General features: G+C 42.0%; 24 protein-coding genes and 1 pseudogene. 9 read left to right on the forward strand and 16 right to left on the reverse strand.

Features of this window, described 5'->3' with window-relative positions; all coding sequences use genetic code 11:
- Positions 1-290: 290 nt before the first annotated feature.
- The 6 genes from M1D52_RS20620 to M1D52_RS20645 all read left to right on the forward strand — a co-directional run bounded on the left by M1D52_RS20620 (position 291) and on the right by M1D52_RS20645 (position 4,949).
- Positions 291-2,270 carry a protein-disulfide reductase DsbD family protein gene (locus M1D52_RS20620; RefSeq protein ID WP_437394516.1) on the forward strand — a complete coding sequence of 660 codons (1,980 nt, stop codon included), beginning with the start codon at positions 291-293 and terminating at the stop codon, positions 2,268-2,270.
- Between the two features lie 17 nt (positions 2,271-2,287).
- Complete coding sequence (locus M1D52_RS20625; RefSeq protein ID WP_437394517.1) at positions 2,288-2,752, forward strand: thioredoxin family protein; 465 nt, start codon at positions 2,288-2,290, stop codon at positions 2,750-2,752.
- 266 nt (positions 2,753-3,018) lie between these two features.
- On the forward strand, positions 3,019-3,618 hold the full coding sequence (locus M1D52_RS20630; protein ID WP_437394518.1) for a sigma-70 family RNA polymerase sigma factor: 600 nt from the start codon (positions 3,019-3,021) through the stop codon (positions 3,616-3,618).
- Between the two features lie 10 nt (positions 3,619-3,628).
- Positions 3,629-3,916 (forward strand): hypothetical protein, encoded by a 288-nt coding sequence (locus M1D52_RS20635; RefSeq protein WP_437394519.1) that lies wholly within the window; start codon positions 3,629-3,631, stop codon positions 3,914-3,916.
- A 20-nt stretch (positions 3,917-3,936) separates the two neighbouring features.
- Positions 3,937-4,320, forward strand: coding sequence for a hypothetical protein (locus M1D52_RS20640; protein WP_437394520.1), 384 nt, complete (start codon positions 3,937-3,939; stop codon positions 4,318-4,320).
- A 116-nt stretch (positions 4,321-4,436) separates the two neighbouring features.
- On the forward strand, positions 4,437-4,949 hold the full coding sequence (locus M1D52_RS20645) for a DoxX family protein (RefSeq protein WP_437394521.1): 513 nt from the start codon (positions 4,437-4,439) through the stop codon (positions 4,947-4,949).
- A gap of 169 nt (positions 4,950-5,118) precedes the next feature.
- On the opposite strand, the gene M1D52_RS20650 is transcribed toward M1D52_RS20645, so the two are convergent.
- On the reverse strand, positions 5,119-5,403 hold the full coding sequence (locus M1D52_RS20650; protein ID WP_437394522.1) for a hypothetical protein: 285 nt from the start codon (positions 5,401-5,403) through the stop codon (positions 5,119-5,121).
- A gap of 266 nt (positions 5,404-5,669) precedes the next feature.
- Positions 5,670-6,188, reverse strand: coding sequence for a GNAT family N-acetyltransferase (locus tag M1D52_RS20655; RefSeq protein WP_437394523.1), 519 nt, complete (start codon positions 6,186-6,188; stop codon positions 5,670-5,672).
- Between the two features lie 108 nt (positions 6,189-6,296).
- Between M1D52_RS20655 and M1D52_RS20660 the strand changes: the two genes are divergently transcribed.
- On the forward strand, positions 6,297-6,479 hold the full coding sequence (locus M1D52_RS20660) for a 3-keto-5-aminohexanoate cleavage protein (protein WP_437394524.1): 183 nt from the start codon (positions 6,297-6,299) through the stop codon (positions 6,477-6,479).
- Between the two features lie 207 nt (positions 6,480-6,686).
- Here M1D52_RS20660 and M1D52_RS20665 read toward each other — a convergent pair whose 3' ends face one another.
- From M1D52_RS20665 to M1D52_RS20685, 5 genes are all read right to left on the reverse strand, one after another.
- The gene (locus tag M1D52_RS20665; protein WP_437394525.1) at positions 6,687-7,040 is read right to left on the reverse strand and encodes a response regulator transcription factor; all 354 of its coding nucleotides are present in this window, start codon (positions 7,038-7,040) and stop codon (positions 6,687-6,689) included.
- Positions 7,041-7,087: 47 nt separating this feature from the next.
- The gene (locus M1D52_RS20670; protein WP_437394526.1) at positions 7,088-9,082 is read right to left on the reverse strand and encodes a PAS domain S-box protein; all 1,995 of its coding nucleotides are present in this window, start codon (positions 9,080-9,082) and stop codon (positions 7,088-7,090) included.
- Between the two features lie 219 nt (positions 9,083-9,301).
- A complete protein-coding gene (locus tag M1D52_RS20675; protein WP_437394527.1) occupies positions 9,302-9,454 on the reverse strand; it encodes a lmo0937 family membrane protein in 153 nt (50 codons plus the stop codon).
- Between the two features lie 237 nt (positions 9,455-9,691).
- Entirely contained in the window at positions 9,692-10,147 is a 456-nt protein-coding gene (locus M1D52_RS20680) for a GNAT family N-acetyltransferase (protein ID WP_437394528.1), read from the reverse strand.
- 158 nt (positions 10,148-10,305) lie between these two features.
- Entirely contained in the window at positions 10,306-10,812 is a 507-nt protein-coding gene (locus M1D52_RS20685) for a hypothetical protein (RefSeq protein WP_437394529.1), read from the reverse strand.
- Between the two features lie 397 nt (positions 10,813-11,209).
- Here M1D52_RS20685 and M1D52_RS20690 point away from each other — a divergent pair.
- Positions 11,210-11,961 (forward strand): annotated as a pseudogene (locus tag M1D52_RS20690) (SDR family NAD(P)-dependent oxidoreductase).
- A complete protein-coding gene (locus M1D52_RS20695) occupies positions 11,961-12,533 on the forward strand; it encodes a flavin reductase family protein (protein ID WP_437394530.1) in 573 nt (190 codons plus the stop codon). The pseudogene M1D52_RS20690 and the gene M1D52_RS20695 overlap by 1 nt, the downstream one beginning before the upstream one ends.
- 68 nt (positions 12,534-12,601) lie before the next feature.
- Here M1D52_RS20695 and M1D52_RS20700 read toward each other — a convergent pair whose 3' ends face one another.
- The 9 genes from M1D52_RS20700 to M1D52_RS20740 form a co-directional block, all read right to left on the reverse strand.
- Positions 12,602-13,162: a hypothetical protein gene (locus tag M1D52_RS20700; protein ID WP_437394531.1), complete on the reverse strand. Its 561-nt coding sequence runs from the start codon at positions 13,160-13,162 to the stop codon at positions 12,602-12,604.
- On the reverse strand, positions 13,152-13,643 hold the full coding sequence (locus M1D52_RS20705) for an RNA polymerase sigma factor (RefSeq protein WP_437394532.1): 492 nt from the start codon (positions 13,641-13,643) through the stop codon (positions 13,152-13,154). The genes M1D52_RS20700 and M1D52_RS20705 overlap by 11 nt, the downstream gene beginning before the upstream one ends.
- 350 nt (positions 13,644-13,993) lie before the next feature.
- Positions 13,994-16,405 carry an outer membrane beta-barrel protein gene (locus M1D52_RS20710; RefSeq protein ID WP_437394533.1) on the reverse strand — a complete coding sequence of 804 codons (2,412 nt, stop codon included), beginning with the start codon at positions 16,403-16,405 and terminating at the stop codon, positions 13,994-13,996.
- Between the two features lie 31 nt (positions 16,406-16,436).
- Positions 16,437-17,792, reverse strand: a complete 1,356-nt coding sequence (locus M1D52_RS20715; protein ID WP_437394534.1) for a DUF3526 domain-containing protein — start codon at positions 17,790-17,792, stop codon at positions 16,437-16,439.
- 2 nt (positions 17,793-17,794) lie between these two features.
- Positions 17,795-19,243 (reverse strand): ABC transporter permease, encoded by a 1,449-nt coding sequence (locus tag M1D52_RS20720; protein ID WP_437394535.1) that lies wholly within the window; start codon positions 19,241-19,243, stop codon positions 17,795-17,797.
- A 13-nt stretch (positions 19,244-19,256) separates the two neighbouring features.
- Positions 19,257-21,749, reverse strand: coding sequence for a TonB-dependent siderophore receptor (locus M1D52_RS20725; RefSeq protein WP_437394536.1), 2,493 nt, complete (start codon positions 21,747-21,749; stop codon positions 19,257-19,259).
- A 12-nt stretch (positions 21,750-21,761) separates the two neighbouring features.
- Positions 21,762-22,463 carry an ABC transporter ATP-binding protein gene (locus M1D52_RS20730; RefSeq protein WP_437394537.1) on the reverse strand — a complete coding sequence of 234 codons (702 nt, stop codon included), beginning with the start codon at positions 22,461-22,463 and terminating at the stop codon, positions 21,762-21,764.
- 826 nt (positions 22,464-23,289) lie between these two features.
- Entirely contained in the window at positions 23,290-23,937 is a 648-nt protein-coding gene (locus M1D52_RS20735; RefSeq protein ID WP_437394538.1) for a carbonic anhydrase family protein, read from the reverse strand.
- Positions 23,938-24,116: 179 nt separating this feature from the next.
- Positions 24,117-24,371, reverse strand: coding sequence for a hypothetical protein (locus M1D52_RS20740; RefSeq protein ID WP_437394539.1), 255 nt, complete (start codon positions 24,369-24,371; stop codon positions 24,117-24,119).
- Positions 24,372-24,800 lie beyond the last annotated feature (429 nt).

Genomic DNA, 24,800 nt, shown 5'->3' on the forward strand with positions numbered 1-24,800 from the left:
CAAGGAAAACTTTCCTACACCCTGTTATCAGATGCAGATCTGACTGCCGCCAAGAGCTTTGGTATCGCCTTTAAAAGTCCTAAAAGCTACGATAAATTTCTACCGGAAACCTCAGGTGGAAAAAATGTTGACAAACTTCTGCCGGTGCCATCCGTCTTTATCCTAAACAAAAAGGGGAAATCCTTTTCGAATACATCAACCCGAATATCACGCAAAGGCTAAGTGCGCCCTTATTGAAGGCCGCTGTTGCTGCACTTCGTGAAGAGGTCTAAGCTATCGGATACAAGCAAATGAAAAAAATCCTCGTTTTACTGAGCTTAATATGGTTTTCCATATCAGCGAAAGCTCAAATAGAAAGCCCGGTACACTGGAGCTTTTCCGCGGAAAAAATCAATACACAGGAAGCCTTTCTTGTGTTAAAAGCAGATATTGACTCCAGCTGGCATGTCTATTCGCAATTTATTAAGGAAGGCGGGCCTATACCTACTTCCTTTAAGTTTGATAGCTCGACCGCTTACCAGTTAGTAGACAAAGTGCTGGAGACGCCAAAGGCACTTTCCGGCTTTGACAAAAATTTCAATATGGAAATCTTTTGGCATGAAAAACAGGTGATATTTAAACAACGGATTAAGCTTAACCAGCCCACGACGATAACAGGTTCATTGGAATTTATGGTTTGCAATGACCATAAGTGCCTGCCTCCAACAGAGGAAGAGTTTAGCATCCCGGTGGGCCGAACAGGATCACAAGCTCAACCGGTGGCTGAACCCGGACAGCGAAGTACCGGCACCCAATCAAAAGCGGAACAAGCCGCAAAAAGTAACATGCCCCGTGGAAGTGCTTCTTCTTACCCTGGAGTCTTGATTGCGGGTTTTTTAGGAGGTCTGGCCGCTTTCTTTATGCCGTGTATTTATCCGATGATACCGCTAACTATTTCCTTTTTTACCAAGCAGGGAGTGTCCGGGCGCAAAGGAATACAAAAGGCCTTTTTATACGGAACTTTCATCATTACAATTTATATGGGCTTAGGATTGCTGATCACTTTTTTTTTCGGCTCATCCGCCTTAAACGAAGCGGCCAGCAGTGCTACATTCAATCTCTTTTTTTTTGCTGTACTGATCGTTTTTGCACTTTCCTTTTTAGGTGCTTTTGAAATTACTCTACCCTCCGTACTGGTTAACAGGATGGACGAGAAATCTAACAAAGGTGGGATAATAGGGCTATTTTTTATGGCTTTTACCCTAGCACTGGTTTCGTTCTCGTGCACAGGGCCAATTATCGGAACCTTACTGGTCGATGCCGTTTCTAACGGAATCTATTACGGGCCAGCGATGGGTATGCTTGGATTCTCTTTAGCTTTGGCAATTCCCTTTACTTTGTTTGCTATTTTTCCCTCCTGGTTGAAAGAACTCCCAAAATCCGGTGGCTGGTTGAATTCGATAAAAGTGTCTCTTGGTTTCCTCGAATTCGCGCTGGCTTTTAAATACCTGTCAAACGTCGATTTGGCTTACCACTGGGGGGTTTTGAACAGGGATGTTTTTCTGATCATATGGATAATCATATTTGCGTTTCTGGGCTTCTACCTTGTAGGAAAGATCAGACTTTCACATGATACTGAAACAAAAACACTTTCCCTTCCCCGTTTATTTGTCAGCATGCTGGTCTTTGGTTTTACGCTTTATATGATACCGGGAGTTTTCGGTGCATCCCTGAAGTCGATCAGTGCTTGGTTGCCGCCTGTCACTTCGCAAGAATTTGATTTAACCGGTTCGGCCGTTAAAGAGAAAACAGAAGAAACCGCTAATAAAAAATATGCGTCCCTTTTTCATACGCCATACGGCTTAGATGCTTTTTATGATTATGAGCAAGCTCTTGCGCAATCAAAAAAATTGAATAAACCCATCCTATTAGATTTTACAGGTTGGAGCTGCACCAATTGCCGTAAGATGGAAGCAAGTGTATGGTCAGACCCGGCGGTACTGAAACGTCTAAAAAAGGATTATATCCTGGTATCCCTCTACGTAGATGACAAAAGCGAACTTGCAGAAAATGAAAAGTACATTTCAAAATTCAGTGGCAGGAAAGTAAAGACCTTAGGCCAAAAATGGAGCGATTTTCAGGCTGCTTCTTTTGGCACAAATTCGCAGCCCTATTATATTGTCGTAGACGGTTCTGGCAACCGGTTGACATCTCCGCAGGCATTCGATCTTAATGTTTCAAAATATGTGACATTTTTAGACAAGGGAGCCGCCGCATATAAAGACATGTAATAATTAAACCCAATCAAATGAAAAATATAAAGTATCAGTTGCTTCTATTTGGAGCGTTATTCTCACTAAGTTCATTCTCAATCATTCACAGCGTACATGATTTAATAAATGAAAGGCCGGTAAAAAGCAAGCCCATAACATTTATCGAAAACTCCTATTCAATTGCGTTAAAGAAAGCAAAAGCAGAACGTAAATACGTTTTTGTTGATGCCTATACAACTTGGTGCGGCCCATGTAAGCAGTTGAAGACCATAACCTTTAAAGACAGTCAGGCTGCTGATTTTTTTAATAAAAATTTCGTGAACCTATCTATAGATATGGAAAAAGGGGAAGGCGCAGATCTGGCTTCAAAGTGGGACGTGCAGGAGTACCCTACGCTCTTAATTCTTGACTATAATGGAAAGGTGCTACTACGTTCAATAGGTTATCTCGATGCTAAACAACTGACAGCTTTTGGGAAGAAGGCTCTACAAAAATATTAATTCCATTGAGTATCTCTGGTTTATTAACAAATCACTTTAAGTTATTAATGCCATTTGAAAGTGTAAAATACATATCAATTGCTGCCCGCACAACTATCTTTCGGCCAAGCTAAAGCTATTGTCGGCTATTCCAAAGAATCCTTAAAAAGTCAAAAATATTTGTAAGGATTCAATTAGATTTCCGACTAAGGGATGTTATTCACCGTTACGATTATGAAAAAAGATCGAAAGACATCAGAAATCAAAATGGAACATTAAATTTACTTATGCTAACGAACGATCCCGAAATTAACACAATAGATAACCACGCAGTTAACCCGCATAAATGGGTCAGCAGGTACGCAGACTACCTTTACACATATGCCGCTTTCCGTATAAATGACGAGGATTTGGCGAGAGACCTTGTACAAGAAACTTTTTTATCAGCACTTGAACGTAAGGAAAAGTTTGAAGGAAAAAGCTCTGAAAAGACCTGGCTTACGGCGATCCTAAAAAACAAAATAGTTGATGTATATCGGTCGAGGTCAATGAGACTTTCAAAAGGAGTTGATGCGACAAATTCTGATGATACTGATACCGACTTCTTCGATCACAATGATGGCCATTGGAAGGAACAGCACAGACCTGCCGAACTGGGGATTGAACAGGCCGATGCACTGGAAAACAAAGAGTTTCAAAAAATATTGGAAGCTTGTATGAAAAAGCTGCCAGCTCTATGGTTTTTGGTATTTTCCATGAAACACATAGATGATGAAACTACTGAAATGATTTGCAGTGAGTTGAAACTGACATCGTCTAATTTTTGGGTGATTATTCACAGAACGAAGGTGAATTTGAGGTCTTGCCTTCAAAAAAACTGGATTTAAATAGATACAGATGAAAGAATTGAGTGAAGCGGAGTTAAAAAAAATAGCCTACAATTGTAGAAAGGCTACTTTTTTAATTGAGAAGCAACAAATCGGAAAAATAACGTTGAGGGAAAAGATGGAGTTAAAAATACACTTAACAGGATGTTCCATTTGTGTAACCTTCATGCAGCAAAGTGCGGTCATAAACCAAATGGCCAGGAAACTTTTTCCCTCGGATTACAAGGAATTGAAATTAGATGAAGGATTTAAAGAGCAGCTTCAAAAGCGGATCAACAATCAACTTGACGAAAATTGAGTACAATTAAGGATTGATATATGACATTTAGTCTTGTGAATTTAATCCGTCCGTTATCGGTATTTCTGCTGATGACAGCTTTCCTTTTACTTAGCTATTGTCCTCTTAGAAGAGCTATTCAAAATCTCATAAAAGGCACACAGGAAACGGAACGATCAGCTGACGGACGGCAGGCCGGCTTAGCTATTTGCCAGGGCATTATAGATAGCTCAGGCTCTACATTTAACGTGCCCGAGCCTAAGTCAGCGGTTAACGTTCCTATTTTTACAGCTATCGTTTTATCGCTCTTTTATTCTATCCGGCGATTTCTCTTTTCCGAAACACTCGTCTTACAGCGAAAGTCTTTAGTTGCTTATCGGAATGCTGTACCTATTTATTTAAGGAACAGAATTCTACTGATTTGATATTCTATTATTACGAAAGCGAAGCACACGGCGCGGCTTTAACTAGCACTGCTATTGCTTTACAGCAGTGGTTATCACCCAATCAACAATAATAAATAGAATATAAAAAAACAGACATGATAAATCGCATTTTTTCAATATCAGAAAAGAATTATAAGCAATGGAGCCCGTTGTTTTTACGGTTAATTATCGGCTTTGGCTTTATGGCACATGGATGGGCTAAATTGAGCAAGGGAAGCCCGGTAGGCTTTGAGAAACTTCTCACACAACTAGGAGTTCCGTTTCCTCATCTTAGTTCGTGGGTTGCATCATTAGTCGAAATATTGGGCGGACTGGCAATTTTTGTCGGATTCTTTGTAAGTGTTACCGCTATACCCCTTATCTGTACGATGCTCGTTGCTATGTTCACCATTCATATCAACTATGGCTTTAGCTCGGTGAAAACGATAGGTTTAGCGCCACAGGGTCCTTTATTTGGCCCTCCCGGATATGAAATCAACCTATTGTACATTGCAGGCTTAATTTCCCTTATTTTAACCGGTGCAGGGCTCAGCTCAATCGATTCTTGGCTTGCAAAAAGGAACCCTGAAGAGAATAATAAACTGACCGGTACTAATAAAGCTAGCTAAATATCAGGTTCGAATCCGGTTGTATTTAAACCGTTCAAACCTGTGTGTTTTCACCTGCAGGCTAGTACAATGGTCAAAATTTGCCCAGTTCTTATTATTCGGAGAAATAGATTGAATAACCGGCATGGCCGAAGGCTTCCAACCCTTATCATCTGGCAGAATTACTGCCTCAATGGTATAATCTGTAGCATATCCGTTTTCCTGTAGGAGGTTTCAGCTCCAGCTGATCGGTGAGCACATAAAGCCCCGGGTACAGTTTAATTTTTATGGGATCTTTACCTGTAAAAGTATTAGCCATGGTAGCCGCTCTGCCAAGACTTGATAACGGATCACGCTCGGTCCCAGTACCGATATCCTTTCCCTTTACAGGATCAACAAATAAGCTTTGGGGCCGGATATTCATTAAAGGAAACAGGGAGACGAAAAATAGTAGGCGGATAAATAATTTATTCATAAAATGATTATTGAGAAACACTGGCGCAAACATGGGCAGATTTAGTGGATTTTAAAGGTTCAAAGCTGTACAATCTCATTCAAATCTGCTCAACTTTATTATGGATATAGATAGCTAAACAATCCGATGCCGGAATAAGATTCATGCATTTGGATGTACCTATTTGTCTAATAGAATCTTCATGTTTACCATCAGATACCGAACTGCACCTTGCTAATGGCGACATCGGACTGCATGATAAGTCGGACGGCCATCAGTAAAGCCCATCAAATGCTCTTGGAAACATTCAGTTTCAATATTGTATTCTTGCCGTCCGCATATGCAATATTAAACCCCAGTTTATGAGCCATTCGTTGTGCATTTACATTGTTGGTCTGAGTGGATCCAACAATGGTTTTTATTTCAAGGGTCATCGCTGCAAATTTCATTACCAGTTGAAAAGCATGCGACATGATCCCTCGCCCCCAGTAGGCTGGAAATAAAGCACCTCCGATTTCTATTTCATGCTTCGTTTTATTCCAATGGTGCAATGCACAGTCACCAATTATGCGGTCTGGGTCGCCGGCTAATCGAATCGTCCAAATGTAGGTGCAAAGGGAGGCGATTCTGCCGGTAAAATCACCTTTCGTTTCCTTTGGAAGGATAGCAGCTTCTTCATATATATCAAGAGCGTCCAACGCTAAATATAAGTTGAAATAGCTGTCTGCATCTGCAAGCTGCAGAGGTACTAACAGTACATGCTCATTTTGGAGTGTCGGCTGTTCCTCTTGTTTAGTTATTTTCATAATCCCCGATGTAAAGGTACTACAAGTTTTGACTTCTTGTAATCCCTAATAACGACAAATATGAATTGACAACAAACCTATTCACGATAAAAATGGTTAACAAACATTATGTTGCGATTACCGATTATTAAGGCAGCTATAAACGGCTCTAGAACTAAGTTGGATAGTCCAAATATACCAACGAGCAAGGAGGAAATTCTAGAGGAAGCGAAGCGTTCGGTAATTGCCGGTGCCAAACAAATTCATTTTCATGCTAGGGACAGCGATGATAAAGAAAGCCGTTTCGGCTAACTGTGCCTGCAGGCGCCTTAATTCATTCTGCAAAAACCTGATTTGCGCTTGTTTGTTTGTCATTTGGCATACATTGGTAAACATCAACAGCTATAGCATCATCCGCATCACGTGGCTTACCCAATGCTTCGCTTTTTTTATTTTACTTTTTTCCTTAGGTGTCACAGTTCTAAGGTGAAACGAATCCCGCCATTTCATTAACCGCAGTTAAGCGACCGATTGTCTTACTTTGGAAACAAGATCATCAATATCAAACGGTTTTTTTACGTACGGTACAAATCGGCATTCATTGTCGATATTTTCATAATGTGCGGACATCATAACTACAGGAATATTGCGCGTACGTTCGCTCTTACGCATTTCCTTACAGATTTCTAATCCATTCCCATCCGGCAACATGATATCAAGCAGGACAATATCCGGTTCCGTGCCGACGATGCCTTCCCAGAAAGCGCTTGCGCAATCGAATGAAGTAACCTCAAAATCGCCGTCTGTAAGAATATATCTAACCAACTCACTTATATCAGGGTCATCTTCGACTACTATCACTCTTTTTTTCATAATTGTTACCATTAAAACTTATGCTATTAGTTAATTATCTTTTTTGCTTATCTATCCCTGAGGGGCAATGTAAAATAAAATTCCGAACCACGCCCAAGCTCACTTTTGACACCTATTTCTCCGCCATGGCGCCGCACTATTTCGCTACATATATAGAGTCCCAGGCCCAGGCCGGGTATGCCTCTTTTCTCCGCGCGATAAAACCGATCGAAAACTCTGGAAAGTTCATCTTCCGCGAGCCCCATGCCCTGATCAGAAACCGTCACTGTCACCATATCGGGGCCTTTTTCAAGGGAGAGGTTTATCGCGGTTGCTTTGGGTGAGTATTTTACGGCATTGCTGAGTAAGTTGACAACCACTTGTTCTATTCTCAGTTTATCGGCCACAACAAAGGCCTCGGAACAGTTTGACTCCAATTTAAAGTTATGTGTACTAATACCGTGATAGGTTTGGAGAATGTCCTCCAACAAAGCTTTGCAGTCAAACCTATCTGGATCTATCTGCAATTTTTCAGCTTTTATTTTCGACACGTCCAGTAGATCCGAAACGAACTTTTGTAATTTCGTTACTTGCCGCATAGAAATGTCTATAAAGGGGCGGCACGCCAAATCCTTGTTTTTTTTGTTTAACAATTGAAGGTATCCTTTTACGGAAGTGAGCGGGCTGTTGAGCTCATGGCTCGCCATCGCGATAAATTCATCTTTTTTGATACTGAGTGAGACAACTTCTTCAAACAGACGTGCATTATCTAATGCAACGGCGGCCTGTGCAGCTACGCTGGTTACAATATCTTCATGCCGTGCAGTGAAACGGCCTGGTAGCGGGTGGCCGAAAAACAAACCTCCAATTACTTTACCATCGGAAAGAACCACCGGTATAGCTAGGTAACTGACCACCGACAGGTGGCCTTTCGGCATACCGTAATGGGGCGGATTATGCCCATAACGCACATCTTTAGTGATATCGTCCGACCGCACCGGCCCCTTACCGCTAAAAGTTGCATGAAAAACAGCCGTATTGCGTGGAAGACCGAACTTTTCGAACGCTTCCTTTGGCGCGCCTGACAGCGCGTACAACATATAAGCTTCTCCGCTTTCGTTGATCGTATTGTAAAAGAAGGCTCCGAAAGCCGCCCCGGTTAAACGGGTAGTTGCGTCTGTCACTTCCTGAAGAATTTTTTCGACGTCAAGCTTTTCGGAAATTACCTTGCTTATGGAGCTTATCGTCTCCAAATCTTCCGTATACGCTGCGATCGCCTTTTCGTGATTCACCCGTTCAGAAATATCTCTAGCGATTTTGGAGGCTCCTATTATTTTACCGCCACTGTTCCGAATTGGGGAAATCATAAGCGAAATTGGTATAGGACGGCCGTCTTTTCGTATTCGGATTGTTTCAAAGTGATCGACGATACGACCCTGACGTATCCGGTTAAGAATATAGGTCTCTTCCTCTATTCTTTCTTTGGGAATAATCGTTAAAATAGGCTGGCCTATCATCTCCTCTTCTCGGTAACCAAACACCTGCTCTGCGCCCCGGTTCCAACTCGTTATAATACCATTTAAGTCCTTACTAATGATCGCATCTTGTGAATGTTCAACAATGGCCGAAAGGAAGGCATCCCTAGTCTCCAGCTCTTCTTTATAGCTTATGTCAACGAGCATATTAGAAGCTCCAATAGGCGTGCCCTGCTCATCAAAAAGCTGACGGGGGAACACTAAAAGCCTCCTAAATGTACGATCGGGCCGTTCTATCGTAACTTCCGCTTGCATAACAGTTATTTGCTGGCTGAGCACTTTTGCCATAGGGTGTTCGTCCGGCGACATGCTTGAACCGTCGGGATAGTATGTTTTCCACGAGCCACACCAAAGGTCTTTGTTGATTTCCGGTTCTCTTCCCCACAACTCCGCCGCAGCGCGATTATAAAACGTGATACGACCGGAAAGGTCACATGTATACATCGCAACAGGTGCGTGATCCACAAGTAGGTGTTTTGGAACGGCTTGCTCTTTACCGGAATTACATGAACTGGATGATTTGTCCATAGCGTTTCATTCACAAAGGGTATCATTTGGCATACGCTCGACACCGAACCCTCTTTCAAACTTCTGATTTTTATTTCCTAGACGAGATAAATAGCGATTAATAGCCCCAAGAGGATACTCCAAACTAAGGGGTCATCAAAGAGAAATTTAAGATATTTCATAGGTTATGTCATTTTATATAGGAATAGTTTGAATTAGCATCCAAACTATTCCATTAACTTAAGCTGCCCCTCTAATCACCCTCAGTAATATCGCAATGATGGCAATAACCAACAACGCGTGAATAATTCCACCCTCTGCATAACCGCCGAAAAAACTGATTGCCCAAATAATTACCAGTACCACGGCAATGATATAAAGTAAATTCCCCATAGTGTTTTTGTTTTGTGTTAACTAGTAATAATCTTTGCGGCTATTTTGTTTTGGAAATTTTATCAAAGTGTGAATCCGCATATTCTATGTGCTAACCGGAATCATCGCAAATCAATAAAACATTTTATTGGGCATGTGGAATAATGAACGCAATAAACTCGTAACTTTCTTTAAAGTTGCGGAAAATGCTTTAACAGACAGTCAATCGAATATTGGAAGACATGGCAATTTGGACCTTTAATCCAGTGTATAGTAAAAGTAAAGCACATCTTCTTCTTCCGTAGGGTTTGTTTTCCTATAAAAATCGACAGCATAATCGTCTACTCGATCGGCTTGTACAAAGACCTCCGAGTAACCATTCTGCCGGAAGTAAGATTTTGTGTGCATAATCAGGGCATTTCCTATGCCTTGCCGTTGCCATAGGCTGGCGACTGCTAAATCGAAAATGTAAGCCACGGGCTTTTCGGAATAGTATTGATTCAACGTGTAAGCGGTTAATCCACCTATTACAGAACCCTCTTTCAGAGCTACAAACGCATGGAAGCTCTCCTTCGCTAGCAACTTGCGTAGATATTCACTTTTTGGCATAGAAAATTTTTTCATTTCGAAAACTTCTTCAAACAAGATAATAAGATTTTCGAAACAGGCTACATCGCTGATTGATAACTTTTTGATCTTCAAGCCGTTTAGCATATTCTTTCATTTTTAATATCATAACTATTGAATGAATGCCGCAACACCGATTGTACCGAGCCTTTCAAAATCTACCTAACGGATATAATGCCCTGTATCATCATTTAGGTCATCGTCTATGATCAACGCACGCATCTTCTATTTACTACCTAATCTGATCATTTATCTGCTTTGGACGTGCTGCCGTCCGGATTCAATATTACTGTCTGTTTTTTTGATCCATTAATCACGTGGAAGTGATAGTCATTCACATTGTTTCGTTCACCAACTATTTTTTGGAGGTTCACCGATACGGATATTTCCTTATTTCGGTCGAAATCATCATTCGTATTATCGTATAGCATTATCAACTGGACTCCCATTGGAAATGATTCTTGTACGAGACCATCCCAAATAAACTGAAATGACGCTGCAGTGCCTCCACCTTTTACTGTGACGTCCAACATGTCATTCTTCCGGACGACCTGCAGAATCTCGAAAACGTTTTCCGCATTCCGAGCCTTCATCGTATTGATGAACAGCTCGTTCCCCATGAAGAGGTTGGCTTCCAGTTTATAGGGCTCTTCAATATTCGGTTCGTTTTTCGCCTTACCGCAACTGAAAAAAAGTACTGAAAATAAAGCCAGCATAAACACTGATGATCTAAGTAGGAGTTGATTTTTCATATTTGTTGTTTTAATCGTTAGCGATTTTTTAGAATCAAACACTTCTTATAGTCGATTCGCTACATGAACGTGAAAATAAACCGTTAGAATAATCCCTTGAATTGATCCATGAATACCAGTTACTCCCACTATCGATACAATAGCTATTGTTAATAGAAGCCGACCGTCGATTAGCCGGTAAAAAAGATTGTATACAAACTTTGCATTTGGGATCTTGTTTATCTTAAAAAAGCTATTGACAGCGTTATTTTGCTTTCTTAATTATGGCGGCGAGTAAGACAATAATCTTTGAGCAGCATGCTATGAAATATTCAATAGATTATTTTTTACCATTTGGTAAGTAGCTCCCCTGTTTAATGTTCGAATTTTATATTGGAAAATTTAAAATAACGAAATTATGAAAGATAGAAATTTAGAATTTGAAGACAAGGTAGTTATCGTTACCGGTGCGGCAAGTGGCATTGGTAAAGCAATTGCAGTTTTATTCCATGAGATGGGTGCAAAAGTTATAGCTGAAGATTACAACGATGAAATCTCGGAGAGGATCACAAGAATATAGTGCCTTTTGTAGGCGATGTCACCCGGGAGGATACGGCGGTCAATGTGGTAGCCTTTGCAATGGAAAGATTCGGACAACTGGACATTCTGATAAATAATGCCGGACGCATCGTTAATAAGCTTACGGTGGATACGACATTGGAGGACTGGAATAAAATAATCGATACGAATGTTACCGGTACATTTCTTCACTCACGGGAAGCACTGAAAGTCATGATGCCCAAAAAAAGTGGAGCCATTGTTAACATTGGGTCTTATGCTTGCTTTTTTACTTTTCCAACCATTGCCGCGTATGCAAGTTCTAAAGGTGCATTGGCACAGCTAACGAGAACTATGGCCGTAGAAGGTATTGAACACAATATCAGAGTAAATGCAGTTGGTGTAGGTGATGTTGTAACAAATCTTATCAACGAGATTAACCCCGAGGGTAGGGAATTTTTAGCGGATCACGGCAAGAAAGCTCCGATTAAACGAGCCGCCCAACCCGAAGAGATTGCGGAAGTCGCTGCCTTTCTAGCCTCCGACAGGGCAAGCTTCATCGTTGGATCAATCGTAATGGCTGATGGAGGTATGAGTGTTATCATTCAATAATGGCTTTATATCATAAAGAGATGAAGGATTTTCCACTGAGCAAGGTAGTGCGGTTATTGGAACCCGGGCCGTTGGTACTTGTTACCACGGCCTATCAAGGCAAAAGTAATATCATGACTATGGGCTTTCACATGATGGTTCAACATGATCCGCCATTAATTGCGTTTGTTATCGGGCCTTGGGACTTTAGTCATCAGGCGCTTGTAAAAAGTAAAGAGTGTGTTATTGCAATTCCCGGGGTTGATTTGATGGAAAAAGCTGTCGACATTGGAAATTGCAGTGGCGCGGATGTTAACAAGTTTAAAGCATTCAATTTAGATAGCATGCAAGCGGAAAAAGTGGAAGCACCTCTGATTAGACAATGTCTTGCTAATATTGAATGTAAGGTTGTAAATACTCAGTTATCCGGAAAATACAACCTGTTTGTCGTTGCCGCTGTGAAAGCGTGGATTAATCGCGACAGAAGAGAACAACGCATCTTCCATCATAAAGGTGACGGAACCTTCAGTGTAGATGGTCGGACAAGAGATCTAAAAGCTAGGATGACCAAATGGAAAGAAATAACTGAATAGGATAGATATCAAGTCAAATTTTTTAATGGAAAGTGGTTTAAACTGTTGTAAATTTAGTACTCATCGAATTAGCTTTTTTCGCTGGTATTTATCAGTTCGAACTTTAACTCCGCGAGCTTTTTAATTCTTTGAGACCACTGTCTTTGAAGTAACCAGAGTTGACCTATAAATACAAGGCCGATAAAAGCAATAGATAATATCCTAAAAATAGCCACATCCAATCCGTAAAAGAAAAAAAACAGCATGCCACCCGTGAAGATTATTCTTGAGCATAAAGAACCCCATTTAATTCGCTTGAGTTTCTTTAGATATACGGTTATTGAAGTTATTATACTATCACCATATACAAGATTTCTTGCGGCCAAATAGCCGATAAAATTAAAGGCTATTGCTTGGAGCACACAGATTATAAATACCAGGTTAGCTGCCAAAGGTCGCTTTTCACCGTCAAACATATTGTAGTATACACATAAGATAATTAGCCACGAGCCGATTTCCAGTAACAGCTGTTTTCTGATTCCTTTAAGGATTGGATGAGATTTTTCTGTAAGCATTTCTGCCAGTGCTTCTTTCTGCTTTACTTCGATGGACTGTGCTGTCCAAAGGCTTTTCATTTCTTCAATTCTCATGATTGCTAGTTAATAGTGTTCTGATTTTATCTTTTATCCGGGAAACCCTCACGCAAACATTGTTCTCTGTTATGCCTATGATCTCTGCGATCTCTCTATAACTATACTCATCGAGGACTAAAGCTATAATGGCACGATCTCCTTCTGCCAACAGTTTAATTGCAGCCATCAAGCGGTCCTTACGATCGGCTAAAGCTCGGTCCTCGTTTTCGGGCGACATTTCCGGCACTTGATCCACATAGCGTATCACGTTTTTTCGATCAGTCCTGAATGTTGCAATAGCGGTATTAAGAGCAATGCGATAGATAAATGTGCTGATTTTTGACTGCCCCCTGAAATCATCAATAGAACGCCATAGCTGAAAAACGATTTCCTGAAATAGATCTTCTCGATCAGGCGGTGTGTCGCGGTATAATCGACAAACCTTATGAATGATTCCCTGGTGGACTGAAACAAGTTGTAAAAATTGGTCTTCATTCATACTGTGAGCATGCATTCTGCTAAGATATCAATACTTTTGTGACTGTTTTCTTTTCACCTTATCCTTTCTAGCTTTTCTATTCTTTTATTAAGGGCACCAACGCTATCAAGAAGTACGTGGTTCTGCCGTTTCAATGAGTCAAGCTGTTCGACGATCTGTTCGTCTCTAATAATCGACCTGCCTTCAGGAGAAGATTCGCGGCCACATGCGCTTATTGCGAAAAGAAAAATCATGGCTATTGCTTTCATATCAATAATTTTTGGAGGTTAGTTGCATTTTATGGGGAAAACCTTACAGATTACGAAAAAAAATTTGAGCTGCATATTGTTTCGCACTAGCAATTTTTGACATCAGAGCCGATCTTGCTCTTCCGTTCTGCGCTCCTTTGCCGACTGTAGCTTACCACCCAAACTATAGGTGAGTGAAAACATTGCCCTTCTGGTGTCGGGCTTATCGAAATATCGATAGTCGGTAATTGCTGCGAGGGAATGTGCGCTAAAATTATTCGTAAAGAAAACATCATTCAAGGCAATTCTCACACCCAGCCGTTTATCGAAAAATGACTTAGCTAAACCTGCATTTACATAGATGTAACTGCCCTTCTGAAAAATCCCGAATAATTCCCGGGAATACCAGTAAGCGGCCAATTCCATGTTGACATCCCCTGGAAGCTTAAGCTGGTTAATACATTGCAGATTACCTGCCCATTGCGATAAATTATCCGCCTGACGATGTTGATCTACCGGATAGGTGGTAAAGTTGATTCCCCCACTCCATTGCATCTGCCACCAGCTGCTAGGCAACAGCGTAGTTGCAACATTTAGATCCAAACGCCTGAAATGGTCGAAATTAGCCCGTTGGCTTATCAAAGCCTCCGATTGAGTGTCTTTGATCATGTTACGGGATAGATAATTGCTCCTAGCGCTATAATTGAATAGAAAGAAATACTTTCGTTTCAACGTATAAGTTACAGCATATAGCCAACTCGTTTCGGGTTGTAGATTGGCATTACCGGCAAACATATAATAGGGGTCGTTATACCAGCGCACCGGATTCAGCGCGGCATATGGAGGCCGTTCAATCCGCCGACTTAGCGAAAAATCGATCTGGTTATCATTATTGATTTCGGTATTAATGGACAGCGATGGAAACAAACGGGTATAGTTCCATTGATTGCTTCCGGACGACAATACCGACCAGCTTCTTGCATCGGTATGTTCCAGGCGTAAGCCGGCATTGAAGGTTGTTTTTTTCCATACTTTAGATGCAGCCACATAGGCTGCCGAAATCGTTTCCCGATAGTTAAAATTATTGGAAAGCGACGGTGCCTCAACATACTGTCCGTTCAGCAAAGAATCAAAACGGGCATTATTATCATTGCTTGCTACCGCATACTTTAGTCCAGCCTTCAGATCGACTCCGGAATAAGGTAACAGGGCGTCCACCTTATAGGCCGAAACACGGATAAAACCGGGTTGATTAGACCGGAGTATATCCAGATCTCCATCGGGGTTGCCCGTTTCGCGATAGCGACGGGTTTCCATCTCGCTGTTGGAAAAGTTACGATAAGAAATTAGCTGTACATCAGCAGTAATCTTCTTGCCCAAAGCATCAATATCGAACTGGTAGCCGGCATTAAAGGCATCGAAGTAATAGGGCTCGACAATATTGACGGTGGAATATATCGATTCCACGGTCGTGCCCGATCGATCACGCATGGTAATCGAAGATGTTTTCGGCGCCGTGAAGTCGTCCGTATATCCATGATAGTTGGCCGATAGCTGATGACGGGGTGCCAATTGCCATGTCGCACCAACCTTGTAGGTATAGAACTTGATCTTGAACGACACCTCATTTGCGCGTTCAAGGAGCATATCGTTGTTGCCCTGGGATATGGTATGCGAACTGGTACTTATGGTGTTTTTGTGCGGTGTATTATAATCGAATGATGCATCAACCTGTAACTTGTCATGCTTGAAACTTCCTGTTATGTTATCGTTTACCATCCAATATCGACCTTTGGATACCATAGAGCGCAATTCTACTGCATAACCTTTTTCTTGCCGCCTTTTAGTAACAATATTAATGACTCCTCCGGTTCCGGCAGCATCGAAATTTGCCGATGGCGAAGACAGTAGCTCGATCTTTGCAATGTCTGCGGCATGCAACCCATTCAGCATCTCAGTCAGCTCCTTTCCCGACAAATAGGTCATTTTACCATTAATTGTTACCTGCACACCGGGTGCACCGCGGAACAAAATTTCGTCATCTTGTCCGGCACTCACGCCCGGCATGGTTTTTAGCAATTCCATGGCCGAGTTCCCTGCAGATAATGTGTTTTCGGTGCTTAGTATCAGTTTGTTGCCCTCCGCCTGTATAGTAGGTCGCTGTGCTACTATCACCACATCATCTAGCACCTTCACCGAACTTTTCAGTGAAAATGAAAGCGCTACAAGCTCCTGTCTATTTTTACTTACCGAGGTATCTAAGCATTGTTCCTGATAGCCAACAGAAACAACGCAGATTCGATACCTGCCTGTATCTACCGTAAATTGAACAAAGCCGTTCTCATCTGCAGAGACTTGTGATATCAATTTATCGGTTTCCGCCTTAAACAGCTTGACTGTCGCTCCTGGTAAAGCAATATCGTCCTCATCCTTTACAACTACTTCAATTCGTCCATCCGATGCCCGGCCATGTCCAACCGATGGGCTCCCGAGAAATAATGTCAAACAAAAGAACCAGACACTCAAAGCTTGCATATTTTGTTTCTCCTTAGCTGATCGCATTATTCTACAGAGCAACCACAGATTTTCTGCGATAATTTATTCCTGCCCAAAACACGAAAATCAAGATAACCGCAATAGAGGGTAACAAAATGGTAATCCAATCAATCCGGACTTCCTCTTCGTAATGCTCGACTCCGAACGTGTCCCAATTCTGATCATTAACGGCCGCATCTTCAAAAATCCTCGGGTAAAAATACAAACGCATCTTCTCGTGGAATGATGCCGTGCTGTCTTGAAACCGCAGGTGATTGCTCAAACCTGATCTTGCTATTGTATTCAGCTGATGCTGGGCATGTAAAGTAGGCAGAAAAATGGCAATCAATCCGCTCGCCCGATCACGTTGCCAAAGCTTATTCCGCATTTGCGCTGTGTGCTCTTTTGCATCATCATCACCTAGCTGCTGCATAGCGTAGTACCAGAGCCAACTCGATTGCTTTTCCGGAAAGCCGTACTTACGGAATTGCGGATAATGTGCATAAAACTTATCCATGGTGAGCTTTTTGTCCATATCCCATTTCTCATGGTACCCTTCCCGTTGGTTAACAACGGTTGCCAGCGCTTCCGGTATGGGATACCTGCTAGTTATATAGTTATTAACTGCTGCGGGAAAAATGACGGTCAGTAATATCCAGGCACTGATAAGCATCGCTGCATTTGTACTTGAATCCTTTTGAAAAGAAATCGTCAGAAAACAAACGGCGAACCAGAAAAGCAGGTATACACATGAGATGATGACCGCTGCCAGTAGGTACTTATCAAGAGGTAATGATAATATAAAAATGGCCAAAATAAAGAGAAACAACTGTGTGATAACAACCACCGATGCTCTGATGATTAGATTCCATTTCAATATGCTCAACGGGTTTGCACTCTGCGCCGCTAGCAGCTGCCAAGTTCCACCCTCTTTTTCTTCGGAAAGCAAGTTATAACTGAAACCGATAATAAGCAGGGGAAACAGGTAGATCAGCACGAAGCTGAAATCCAGATTTCCTGCCAGAAGATTTGATGGATTGAACAGATCAGTATCATATTTCTGGCCTTCCAGATTCCGTATTGTTAGGCTTTGAATGGAGCTGTTCACATCCCGCTGCCCTATGGAAAGACCATTTAAAGGATGCGGCTCATTGACCAGACTAAACCGAATGTAATATAGTAACAAGCCGATTTCGTTTTGGTGGAACTGAACATTCCGCTTAATATGCTCCTGTTGGAAATGTTCGGTATGGAGCAAGCTCTTCTTCTGTTTATCCATATGCTGCTTACCGATAAAAAGGCTCAATACGCCCGCCGCAAATACTACAGATAATCCGATAATAGCGATCTTTGATCGCAGGAAACGTTTTAATATCAAAAGGAACATAACTATATCGCTTTTAGTCTTTTTGAAAGAGTCATTATTAGAAGACCCAATAGCACAATCCAGCTCAAAAGTGCCACTAGCGAGTAGGCCTCGCCTTTCATTAGCACATGCAGGGTGGTAAACTTATACTTGAAATCCGGAAATGATTTCCAATGGCTTCGACTTATGCTGTAGGGTTTATCATGATCGCCCAATTTTTTATTGCTGATCAATTTTATCTGCAGTTCGTTCATGTGCTGGGCTAATTGGTAACGATAAGCCTCGGTCTGCTGTTGAAACCCTATGTATGTATTGAAATCGGTTCCGCATAAGGCCATCGAAATGTTACGGATCGACGCGATCGGATTGAAGAAGGTGGAAAGCCTGGCCAACTTGTTTTGCCGCTGATAAGTCTGTAATAGACGCTCAAGATGTATGTTATACAACTCCGCACTGATCCGCTCGCCTTCCTTCATCTGGAAACCGCTGTAATTGAAAGGGAGCTCCTCAACGGAATTCACTTTATATACTTTTAATATGGAATCTTTCAGTGCCTTATAATAGGGATCGTCCGGGTTGTGGCTATCGCCCGTTTTTATCAGGTCCTTTTCAATGGCGGATTGAAATTCAGTGATGGAAGGTGATGGGTACAGTAAATTACCTAGGGCCTGACTTGTCCGAGGAAAAACCACGGCGCACACCAACCAGATTGCTATCAAAGAAATCAGCGAAACCTTCGCTGTCTTGCCAATGGCAGAAACTAATACCGCAATCACACTGATGACTGCAAAATACAATACATAAAATAAGGAAAGCCAAGCTGCGCGACTTATCGCATCAGCCATTAACCCAGCAGGCGAAAGAGTAAGACACCCCATGATCAACATAACTATGGCCAGCATCAAGATGGAAAGACTGATACCGAGTAAACCGGCCGCTTTTCCGATCAATATCTCCTTCCATGAAACACCCTGGCTCAATAGTATTTTCAATGTTCCGTTTTCTCTATCGGTGGCAACTGTATTAAATCCGATGAAAAAAATCACCAATGGCAGTAACAACTGCAAAATCATGGACATGCTGATCTCTCCAAACCGCAACATACCGGTGCTGAAACCCGCTTCCGAGAAGTTAACCGTATTCTGTCGATGGGCCTCCAGAAAAATAGCATTACCGGTGAAACTTTCCATCCCGAAATCGAAGAAGCTCAATGGATGCTTAGATCGGAAGACCAGATAACCATAATGTGCCATACGGTGCGGATGTTTATCGGGCATTTTTTCCCAATTCTCCCGTACCTGCTTTTGATACAGCTGTCGGCTTTCCGTCTGCTGTTGGTAAATGGTTGCACCACTGAAAGCGGCGTAAACTAATAAAATAACAATAATGCCAAGCAATACCATGATTGCCTTGCTTTTGAAGACATCTAGGTAAGTTTGCCTGGCGAATAATTTCAATACATCAATCCTCATAAAAATCTTCCGTTTAAAATTGATAACTAGTTGTCAGCATCATGTTTCTGGGTGCGCCGGGGAATAAACGAAGGTAATTCTGCGCACCGATCCAATAGGTTTTGTTGGTAACATTGTTCATGTTGAGTGCAATCTGCATACTTCCTTTACCCGGTTTGTAGTAAAGGGCCATATCAAGCAATGTATAGGCGGGCACCTTAAACTCGCGGGTAAACCAGGGAATTTTATCGCCACTATATTGCAGCCCCAGTCCGATACCTAGATCTTTTAGAACACCATCTTGCTGGAAATCATAGCGAGTCCAAAGGTTGCCGCTATTAACGGGAGTATTCTCCTTACGGCTACCTTTGATACCTGCATTGGCGTCTTCTAAAATTTTTGCATCGATGTAACTATAAGACAGGTTTACCTGCCAATTGGACCGGATAAAACCTGCAACCTCGATTTCAAATCCCCTACTCCTGTCTGCACCTCTGGTAACCAAAGAATCGGGATAGGCCGGAAGTCCTGCGTTCATTAAAATATTTTGCTGGTTGATCTCATAAACAGCGGCATTCACGCTCAGCTTTCCTCCCCACCAGGTGGTTTTCATACCCAATTCTTTAAGATTACTGGTTAGCGGCTTAAACCTAGCAGCAGATTCGGGAGAGCCAAAAAAGCCACCAGTACTGGGCATTAACGTTACGGTATTTGATTGCGGTTGAAATCCCTTCAGATAGGTTCCATAAATATTAACCTGTTTATTCAATATATAGGTAATCCCTACCCTCGGTAGGAAAGCTTTATTGGTAAAAGAAGATTCATTTGAGGACTTATAATTCGTAATATCCTTGAACCATTCCTGACGAAGACCTAAAAGTACGATAAAACGATTCCACCGTAATTGATCTTGTATATAAACGGCATGCGTGGTGGTAAGCGCTGCCGGTAATGCGGTTCTTATATTCAAATTGTAATCCTCCGGTCTTTTCATGGTATAGATCGGGTTGTTCAGATCGAAATAATCCACATTCGGTCGTGGCATGGTTACATTTCCAATGGTTATTACCTGATAATCGGCAAGATTAGTGGGCGAGAAGGTGTTCGTTACGCTGCCATCCTTTAACAAAAAGCCTCTGGCAGCGTCTTGTCCGCCTCCTTTCAGCTTCTGCCAATGGCTCAGATCATAACCCATCAGTAATTTATGCTGTATTATTCCTGTCTCCAGATCAAAGTTGAAATAGCCCTGAAAGTTATCGGTACTCCAAGATTGTTTGCGCTGCACAAACTGCATCGCCGCCAGCGAATTAACGGGATTGCCTGCCGTATCGGGAGCAAATGCGCCGGTGGTACGATGTTCCTGCAGGTCTTCATGCCAGTTCTGCTTCATATAAGAAGCGTTCAAACTGATCGCATCGGTAAATTTATGGGAAAAGTTGCCCATCACGATCAGGTCCTTTGACTTAAAGAAATCGCCAGGGGCGGCAAGGTTGAGGTTAATAGGCGTGCTGTTCAGGTTCGTCTGGCCGGCAACGGCACCGAAAATAGGTTGCCCTCTATCCAGATTCCCGGTGAGGTCGCTAAGTATAACCTCTACATTAACGGCCGTTTTATCATTGGGGATATAGGAAAAAGAAGGTGATACAAGAAAGGCCTTGTTATCTACCAGATCGCGAAAGCTACCGGCCTCCTGATAAGCGGCATTTAACCGGTACAGCAGGGTTTTATTACTATTTAGTGGCCCTGTAAAATCTAAACTCCCTCTAATGGTACTAAAACTACCGGCACTAACACTCACCTCCCTTCTTTCTATTGCCAATGGTTTCTTGGTTACCAGGTTAATACTACCACCCGGATCCACACTGGAAAAGGTGGCACTTGCAGGGCCTTTGATAACCTCTACACGCTCGATATTGCTAGTTAAAGGTTGCAGGAAATAATACTGCCTCGTACGCATCCCATTAATGATCTGTCCCTCCTCGTTCTGACTGATACCTCGTATAGCATATTGGTTATAGTAGCTGGATGGAATTACGCCGCTGGCCATTTTAACCGCATCTGCCAACTGGAATGCCTGCCTGTCGGCAATAAGCTCCTTCGTTATGGCGGATATAGACTGCGGGATCTCTTTTGTCAGGGTAGCGGTCCGCGTGGCACCGAAAGAATAGTTACTGGTATATTTTCTGGCCACCCGGCCACTGACTTCCACCAGCTGCAGCTCACTCGATTTGGATATGAGCACGATTTTTACAGCAATGGGTTTCTTTCCCAACACCACCGCCTCATGGAAGTTTCCATAACCAATATGGCTTGCATTAATCTCATAAGCACCTTCCTGCAATGCCGTAAGCGTAAAGTGTCCGTTCTCATCGGTACGGCCCGTTCGGTCCATATTTTTCCCCTTCAAAGAAACGGAAGCACCGGCAATCGACCGACCGGTTTCATCCGTCACTAAACCATCGATGCTGGATTGTGCTAAGCCGCGAGAGGCCAATAGCAAAATCGCTATTATCAATAGATATCTCATACTGCCTTAACGCTAAATTGTTTCGAGGTATAAGGTCTGTAATTCATTCGCCGTGATCCCCCTGTTGGTAATGGTATGTACCAGTTCGCCTTGTTTCATGATGCCAATGCGCGTTGCCATGTTAACTGCATTGAAGATATCATGCGTTGCCATAAAAATTGCTTTACCTTCGCCAACAAGTCCTTTGCATATGGTGGTAAATTCGTCCGTTGCTTTTGGGTCGAGCCCTGAGGTTGGTTCGTCCATTAAAATCAGATCCGCTTTCTTGGCCAATGCGATGGCAATGCCTACCTTCTGGCGCATACCCTTCGAATAGGTCGATAATCGCCGAGCACTTGCCTCCCGTTGCAGACCAGCTTTATCCAAGAACTCATGGAGTGCTTCTGTAGGATAGCGATAGCCCGCAATACGGCTAAAAAAATCAAGGTTTTCGACGCCTGAAAGATTGCCGTACAATTGCACGACTTCAGGGATGTAGGCCACATGTTTTTTTGTGGCAACGTCATTTTGTCTAACTTCAATGCCATTGATAAGGGCACGACCACTGGTGGGGGCTAAAAACCCTAAGATTAGATTGATGGTGGTTGTTTTACCGGCACCGTTTTGTCCGAGTAGACAAAAGATTTCGCCTTTTTCTACGGATAGATTGAGATTGCGCAAAGCAAAGGTGTCGTTATACGCCTTGCTAAGCTGTTCTGCTTTGAGTACGCTCACGCTTAAAGAAATTTGGAATGATTGAAATAATGTTTAACGGAATCTGAAAAGATTTTCATCACTTCAACCAGCCTGAACGCTCAGCTGCCGGAATCCGGTTAATGCTAGAGAGTAGTGACTATCAGATGATCCGCTTATATAACTATGGAATAATGCAATGCGTTAGCAGGATATGGGGGGACCGCGAAGACTGACGACGATTAAATATTTAGCGTAGCAAAAGCTTGCGTTAGGCGTATCGTACACCTCAGCAATTTGGGGTATAAGGAAACGGAAAGACAGTACAGACACATCACTGTCTCCTATCAGATGGAAATCACAGATCTTACAATGAGCGCTATGCTGGGCAACGATCTGTTCTGTCTCACCGCAATATTTGTGCTTGCTCGAGACAGGAACAGGATGTTCATGTAGGGCTTTTACCATATGGATTACCAGCATAAGCATGAGTAACGCATAGGCAATTATTCTCCGACAGATCATATTTCTTGAGGCAAACACAAGTCAAAGATAAACCATTTTCCATAAAATGCAATATAGTTGCAATTTTATTCAAAGCATATCTATATAATGCTTTTTTTTATTTTTAATGTCTTTTTCACCGTCGTCAAAAGTGGGTTTACCAAAAAAACTATTTCGTGTATCGTGACAAAATAAACAGCTATCCTATAAGGTTAACCTGATCCATTGCCTCTTTTCTACAGCCGAAACTTAAATGAAAAAGCTCTCGATCAGGGATCGAGAGCCTTTACTTTTCTTATAGGTGTTAATGATCAAATAGACGGCTACCATATCATCTCCTCTGATTGGTAAAATCAGACCGTGATCAATTTTTACCGAAGATGGAGGTATCCGGATAAAAGGTAACCACACCGGTCGTTATATCGTGAATGCCGCCGACTATTCCGATTTTACCGCCTTCTATCATTTCTTTGAGAATTGGACTGCGTTCCATTATCGATTTAACCGAACGGTTCACATTTATAGCGGAGACCTTTTCAACAAAATCGCTGTTTTTGGAACTACGGTTCTCCTTTATGGTCAACTCTTCATCAACAGCGGGCCGAATTTTTGAAAGTAAAGCGGTCAGGTTTCCCATTTCCACATGATCGCATGCGCCTTTAATTGCGCCACATTTGGTATGGCCTAACACGACAATTATTTTTGCACCCGCCACTTTGCAACCAAATTCCATGCTTCCTAAAACGTCTTCGTTAACAATATTACCGGCAACCCGGATACTGAAAACATCGCCCAAGCCTTGGTCGAAAATCAATTCGGCTGATGTACGACTATCGATACAACTTAGAATTACAGCGAAGGGGTGTTGGCCGTCTGAGGTCTCATTTGCTTGTTGCAAAAGGTTTCGATTGATTTTTAAATTATTAACAAACCGTTTGTTGCCCTCTTCCAATAGGTTTAAGGCCTTTTGAGGTGTTATTGCCTGTTGATCTTCTTTTGTTAGCGTTCTCATTTTTATGTTTTAGATGTCTTATGTTGTGCAATCTATGAAAAACGTTAAAAAGTTGAAAGCAATTCACTGCCGTCTTTTCACAATAAATAATTCGTATATGGTTATAGCATTATTAGCAAGGGCATAGGCTGTTAAATGAGATCGAAGCCGACCGATTTATCTGATTGATTCCACAGTTTTTAAGCTACATGCATATCCAAATTATTGGGCAGCATTACACGGTGATTTAGAAACTGCTCAAAGGGTATCTCTAGCGCTGCTTTTAGCAAAAATACAGCATCTGCTTGCGGATCTATCCAATCACAGTCAAAAAATTCGACAACCATAGGTACCCAAATTGGATCGTCAAGACTAAATTGGAGCGGAGCATAAAGAAAGGTTATGCCTTTTGCGTGAAGCTGTTGCACGATGTCTGGAGTAAGCGTTACAATCATATTTAATTTATATCTATAACTTGCAGTGATAACGCAAGCAATACAGACTTTCTAACAAATTCACAAGCCATCATGTTTGTAGAGGATAATTTATCGTTTATCATGATGCCCTAAGTCATAATTTGTTGGCAGAAAAAAAGGAAAAAGCTCCCGATCCTTGATCAAGAGCCTTTACGTTTTTCATAGGGTGTTAAAGTATTGCCTATATTGAAGCAATAGAAGTGCCAAAACATACCCATCACACATTTGTTACATGCTCCTGTTTATTGCCTATCGCGTTATAGGTAACTAATAGCCGCCGGTCTCAAACATTTCAATCGCTTTTGGGGTTTTCTTGTTGATAATGGCTATAAATGATTTTGATTTCTAACATGGGAATTGAAGGAACGAGATACTAGAAAAACGCTTGACGATTTAATAGAAGGCAAA

The organism is Olivibacter sp. SA151 (assembly GCF_054130995.1).